The organism is Magnetococcales bacterium (genome assembly GCA_015231925.1).
Taxonomy (GTDB): Bacteria; Pseudomonadota; Magnetococcia; order Magnetococcales; family JADGAQ01; genus JADGAQ01.
Map to the genome: position 1 here is coordinate 1 of JADGAQ010000218.1, position 6511 is coordinate 6511.

4 protein-coding genes are annotated in these 6511 nt (G+C 59.6%); all 4 read left to right on the plus strand.

The features are described from left to right. Window positions 1-125 precede the first annotated feature (125 nt). Window positions 126-1493, plus strand: coding sequence for a hypothetical protein (locus HQL56_17345; GenBank protein ID MBF0311285.1), 1368 nt, complete (start codon window positions 126-128; stop codon window positions 1491-1493). A 320-nt stretch (window positions 1494-1813) separates the two neighbouring features. Then, complete coding sequence (locus HQL56_17350) at window positions 1814-3574, plus strand: EAL domain-containing protein (protein ID MBF0311286.1); 1761 nt, start codon at window positions 1814-1816, stop codon at window positions 3572-3574. A gap of 173 nt (window positions 3575-3747) precedes the next feature. After that, entirely contained in the window at window positions 3748-4383 is a 636-nt protein-coding gene (locus tag HQL56_17355) for a 3'-5' exonuclease domain-containing protein 2 (protein MBF0311287.1), read from the plus strand. 349 nt (window positions 4384-4732) lie between these two features. Next, window positions 4733-6442: a hypothetical protein gene (locus tag HQL56_17360; protein ID MBF0311288.1), complete on the plus strand. Its 1710-nt coding sequence runs from the start codon at window positions 4733-4735 to the stop codon at window positions 6440-6442. Window positions 6443-6511 lie beyond the last annotated feature (69 nt).

Here is a 6511-nt window from a genome sequence, read left to right on the forward strand (position 1 = left end):
CCCCGAACCCCGCCGGGGGGGATAATCCCCCCCGGACCCCCGTATGACTGAAAAGCCCAGCATCTTCAGGATGGGCGCGGTTTAGAAACGGAATCATTCGCCTGTCGCGGTGGAGTTGAATCAGGGTGAAACTGAAAAACGGATCCAGGGTGGGCATTGTCGGCGGCGGACCAGCGGGCTCCATGGCCGGTTTTTTCCTGATGGAGCTGGCCGGTCGAGTGGGCCTTGAGCTGCAGGTGGATATCTACGAAGCCCGGGATTTCAGTCGCTACGGCCCCGCCGGGTGCAACATGTGCGCCGGCGTGGTGTCGGAGTCGCTGGTGCAAACCCTGGCCGCCGAGGGCATCAACCTGCCTCCCCTGGTGGTGCAGCGCGGCATCGAGTCCTATGTCCTGCATACCTCGAATCTGGAGCCGGTGGCCATTCCCACCCCGGCGGATGACCTGCGCATCGCCACGGTCTATCGGGGCAGCGGTCCCATGGAACCCATGGACGCGGGCAACCGATGGGCCAGCTTCGACGGCTTTCTGCTGGATCTGGCCCGGGAGAAGGGCGTGCAGGTCATCCACGACCGGGTTATGGACCTCTCCTGGGATGAAGGACTGCCCTGCGTACATACCCGAGGCAAATTGTCCCGGACCTACGACCTGATCATCGGCGCGGTGGGGGTCAACTCGGCGACGCTGCAATCCTTCGAAAACCTGGGCATCCGTTTCAAGCCACCGCTGGTCAATCGCGGCTATCTCTCGGAGATCCATCTGGGTTTGGACGTGGCCCAACGCCATCTGGGCAGCGCCATGCACATCTTTCTTCTCGATATCCCCAATCTGAAATTCGCCGCCCTGATTCCCAAAGTGGAGTATGTCACCGTCTGCCTGTTGGGCAAGGATATCGACAAAGTGATGGTGCAACGCTTCATGGACAGCCCCGAGGTCAAAAGCTGTTTCCCCGTCGGCTTCGAACACAAACCGGTCAGCGGTCCCTGTTGCCTGGGGGAGGCCTGCCACTGCACGCCCCGCCTCAATCTGGGACCGGCCGTCAATCCTTACGGCGACCGGGTGGTGCTGGTGGGGGACAGCGCCATCTCCCGTCTGTACAAGGATGGCATCGGCGCGGCTTACGTCACGGCCAAATCGTGCGCCGTGACCGCCATTTTCCTGGGCATCTCCACCGAGGCCTTCCAGGAACACTACTGGCCCGTCTGCCACCGCATCGCCCGGGACAACCACATCGGCAACCTGATCTTCCGCATTACCGCCCTGTACCAGCACTGGCGCTTCCTGCGGCGCGGTATGGTCAACATGGTGCGGGGGGAGCTGTCCCGGCCCATGGAGCAGCGGGTGATGAGTCGCGTGCTGTGGGATACCTTCACCGGAAGCGCCACCTACCGGGAGATCTTTCTGAAATCCCTGCAACCCCGGTTTCTGTGGAAGCTCTTCCTCGGCACCATGCGGGGTCTTGTGGATTTTTCCAAACGCTTGTCGCCCTCCTGAGCCATTTTACGATTCATGTGTTTTTTTTTCACTTGCCTGGTCCTGCCTCGGGCGAGGCGGGCACATCCGGGATACCCGCTCCCGTCTTCGTGATTTCCCGCAAAATGAACAGACAGGATCCTTGTGGAAACAAACGTGAAGAAGTGGGCAAAGGGATTCGGTTTGGCTTTTCATGCGGAGGGAGACGTTCTATACTGCACCGTCGGCCATGGGGATGGCCGAGATCCATGTTGGCTGGATGATCTTCTTGCTATACGGACGCATGAATCCTTAATATGACACTGATCCAGAGATCGGCAAACAGGAAGACTAAAGGTCAGGTGACTCCCCAAGAGGAGTTGCTCGAAATCCTCATGGGTAATGGCCTGCAGGGTGTCGTGTTGGTGGACGCCCGAGGCCTTATCCGTCGGGTCAACCCCGTGGTGACCCGTTTGACCGGTTACCAGATGGCGGAACTGGAAGGCCGGCATATCCTGCGGTTGTTCCCCCAGGCGGAGGACCGGCTTCTGCTGGACGGTGTGGCCGAGCAGGTTTGGCATGACGGCAACTGGCAGGGCGAAGTGCGTTTTACCAGGAAGGGCGGCGATCCCGGCTCGATTTATGTGCAGATCAACGGGTTATGTTCCCAGACGGAGTCCGGGCAGCAGTTCATCGTGCAGATGACCTTGCCGGCTCCGTCGCGCCTGGCCCAGTCCGGAGGGCTCGCGCCGCAGAGTACGCCGACGGATCCCTTGACCGGTTTGCCGGGCCGTCTTCTCTTTGAAGACCGTCTCGCCCAGGCCATTACCCAGGCCAAGCGTCATAACAAATCCGTCGGGCTGATGCATCTGGACCTGGACCGATTCAAGGTGATCAACGACTCCCTCGGTTACGACCGGGGCGACCAGATTCTGATCGAGATCGGGCAGCGTCTGGCCAAATGCCTGCGCACCAGTGACAGCGTGGGGCGCATCGGGGCCGACGAGTTCGCCCTGCTGCTCTCCGACATCAGCGCCGAAGCCGGGGCGGTGCGCAATGCCAGCATCGTGGCGCGCAAGGTCTACGAGTTTCTTTCGGACCCGGTGGTGGTCGGCAACCAGACGGTCGAAGTCAGCGCCGCCATGGGCATCACCCTCTTTCCTCAGGATGGCACCCACAGCGCCGACCTGATCAAGAATGCCGAAACCGCCCTCTCCCATGCCCGGCGCAAAGGGCGCAACAGCTACCAGTTCTTCTCCTCGGAGATGACCGAAACCGCCAAAAAGCGCTTCGCCCTGGAAAACAGCCTGCGGGAAGCCATTCACGGTGGGCAGTTGCGTCTCTATTATCAGCCCCAGGTGGAGCTGGAAACGGGACGGGTCATCGGCGCGGAAGCCCTGGTGCGATGGCTGCATCCCGAGCGCGGTCTGATCTCTCCGGGAGACTTCATTCCCGTCGCCGAGGAGACCGGGCTGATCGTACCCATGGGGGATTGGGTGCTGCGCACCGCCTGTGAACAGTTGGCTTCCTGGAAAGCCCTGGGCATTCCGCCCATTCGCATCGGGGTCAATCTGTCCGCCATCCAGTTCAAACGTCAGGATCTGGCCAAAAAGGTGGAGGATCTGGTGCGGGAGACCGGCATCGACCCCCAATTGCTGGATCTGGAGATCACCGAAAGCGCCATCATGGACGATGTCGAGCGGGCCATCGACATCCTGAACCGCATCAGCGCCCTGGGCATCAAGCTCTCCATCGACGACTTCGGCACCGGCTACTCCTCCCTGAGCCAACTGCGTCTCTTCCCCTTCAAGACGCTGAAGATCGATCGCTCCTTCGTACTGAACATCGGCAAGAATCCCGGAGATGCCGCCATCGTCTCCGCTATTGTGGCCATGGCCCACAGTCTGGATCAGACGGTGATCGTCGAAGGCCTGGAAACCAAGGAGCAGCTCTCCATCATGAAGGCCCTTCGTTGCAACGAAATGCAGGGATTTCTCTTTTCCGCGCCGGTTCCGGCGGAGCAGTTGACCCGCATGTTGATCGAGGGCAGACACCTGGAGGATTCGGGTTCGGTCAACGACCTGTACCCCACCAAGGGAGCGGTCACGGGGCGGGACGTGTAACGAGTGTTTCCGGCCTGTAAAGATTATGTTGACGTGAAACGGGGTTAAGGGGCATTCTGCCAGCGGTCTGCGGAAACGAAACGGTCATGTACCGTTGCTCTTTCTGGTGGCAGGAGAGTCTGCTTACCGGCATTCAATGACGGAACGGCCAGTTTCATTCGGGAAACGAGATCATGTTGTCGTTAAGCGACGGAGATTTTCTGCGGAAACTCGACAAGGATGAGGTCAACGAGTTGCCGGTGGTCAAATGGACCGGTCCGATCCATCTGGTTGCCAACGACGACCATGTTGCCGCTTCCGTTGCAGCCATCCGGCAGGAAAAGGTGCTTGGTTTCGATACCGAGACCAAACCAACCTTCAAAAAGGGTCAACAACACCACCCTGCTTTGGTGCAATTGGCGGGCGAGGAGTCGGTCTTCCTCTTCCGCATCGGCTGTCTGCGTCAGTTGGAACCCCTGCAGCAGCTGCTCTCCGATCCCGCCATTCTCAAGGTCGGGGTGGGCTTGGGACAGGATGTGGCCCAGCTTCAGGCGGTGTTGCCCTTTTCTCCGGGAGGCTTTCTCGATCTGGGGGAGGAGGCGCGCAAGGCGGGTTTGAAAAATCGCGGGTTGCGCACCTTGGCGGCGGGATTCTTCGGCGTTCGCATCTCCAAAAGAGCCCAATGCTCCAACTGGAGTACCTCGAAATTGCAACCTTACCAGATCTCCTATGCCGCTACGGATGCCTGGATCAGTCGTGAAATCTACCTGACCATGGAACGGCTGGGTCTGCTCGACCCGGCTTTTCAGGCGGAAATGGTTCCTGAATGAGCCTGACGGCCAGTCTCTCCGTCCTGATGCATTCAGGAACGTTTTCGATCAGTCGATAAACCCCGGTTTCGCCAGGATCGCGTGGATGGCTCGAATCGATAATAAGATCGTTGCGCTGTACCCGTCTCCGGTTAGGAGCCTGGCAGAAATAACTTGTACGGATTGTGCCGGATTTTGGTTTATCCGCAAGGCGGCGAAATGGGCGCATAGGTCGATAGGTAACCATTTTGCCAACCCGGCGGACGAGCCAAGAGACAAGCAAGGTGTACACGTTATTTTTGCCGGGCTCCTCGGGCCATGGAAGGTTCTCCTTTCCGGGTTGTTGGCGGTGGCCTTTGGTCTTTTCCTCGTGTTCCCTGCGGCGCTCGTTGCCGAAGAGGCGGTGGGCAACGCTCCCCTCGGGCTCATCTTTCGCCTTGAAACGGGCATGCACGCCAGTTTGATCCGCCGCATGGCGATTGATCCCGGCCAACGCTTTCTGGTGACTGTTTCCGATGATCGCACGGCGCGGATCTGGTCCCTGCCGGAAGGAAAGCTGTTGCGCATTTTGCGTGCGCCCATCGGTGGCGGCAAGGAGGGGGAACTCTATGCGGTCAGCGTCTCCAACGATGGTCGCTACGTGGCGGTTGGGGGCTATTCCGGCTGGGAGTGGCGCAAGAAGACCGTGGTCTATCTGTTCGAGGTCGAAAGCGGGGTGCTGAAGAAGACCCTCGGCGAGTTGCCCGACTCCATCAACAACCTGGCCTTCCTGCCCGGCGACGAATATCTGGCGGTGGGTCTGGCGGGCAATAACGGCATTCGTTTTCTGCGGGTTTCCGATGGGGCGCTGGTGGGTATCGACCGGCAGTATGCAGGCACCAATGTGGGGATGGATGTCTCCTCTCAGGGCATGACGGCCAGTTCCAGCCAGGACGGCTATGTCCGGCTTTACGATGCAAGCTTCCATCTTGTCGACGCCAAACGGCTTTTTCCCGGCAAACCCGCCGGGGTGGCCTTTTCCCCGGATGGCGGATCCCTGGCGGTCGGTTTTGAGGACCAGACCCGGGTGGAGGTACTCTCGGTTCCCGGATTGAATACCCTTTACGCTCCGGATGTCAGTGGCATCCAGGGGCGTCTTTCCCTGGTGACCTGGTCACCGGACGGCCAGTACCTGTTTGCCGGCGGACAGCAGGGAACGACCGGAAACGACAAGATTCGCAAGTGGGCGGATCGCGGCATGATCAATACGTCAGGAACCAGTCGTTACGTCGATCTGCAAAGTGGCGCGGCCAGCCTGACCGACCTTCTGGGGGTGGGTGGGGGCGGCGTTCTCTATGCCGGCGCCGATCCTTCCTTCGGTTTGATCAATGCGGAGGGATTCCAGGTGTTCCATGTCGGACCCGCCACGGTGAACTTCCGGGGCGTCGGTTCCAACCTGCTGGCTTCCGAGGATGGCAAGCGGGTGCAATTCCCGTATGGTCCCCAGGGGGCGATTCCGGCCCGATTCGATGTCGCTGCCCTGAGACTGGAGCCGGCCGGCGCATCGGATGGAACCATGCAGCCGCCGCTGATCGCTTCCGGAAAGATCCGCTTCACCTGGTTGAGCAAAGGCAAAGGTATTCAGGTCAACGGCTATCCCATCAAACTGGAAGCCGACGAAGAGTTCCAAAGCATGGCCATCATGCCCGGAGAGCAGATGGTGTCGCTGGGTTCCAATCAGCGGTTGCGCCTGGTAGGGATTGACGGTCGCCTGCTCTGGTCGACGGTTGTTCCGGCCACGGTTTGGGGTATGGTGTTTTCGGGCAACGGGCGGTATCTCATCACTGCGTTGGAAGATGGCACCTTGCGTTGGTACTACGCCGCCAATGGTCACGAAATCATGGCCTTGTATCCCCATATTGACCGGCAGCGCTGGGTATTGTTCTCTCCCAACAAGCTGTTCACCCTTTCGGTTGGGGCGGAAAATCTGGTGGGATGGCATCGGAATCAGGGTATTGGCCGGGAAGCGCGATTCTTTACCCACGAGGGGTTGTTTCAGTCGTTCAACCGGCCCGATGTGATCGGGCAATTGTTGAAGTAAAAGGGGGCAATACTGCGTCCACTTTGGAATGCGTAATTTTTCTGTAACTATTCAGGATCCCGCGCAGCG

Excerpts from the sequence above, each read along its gene's own strand:
- HQL56_17355 (MBF0311287.1), top strand. The coding sequence starts at position 3,748 with ATGTTGTCGTTAAGCGACGGAGATTTTCTGCGGAAACTCGACAAGGAT.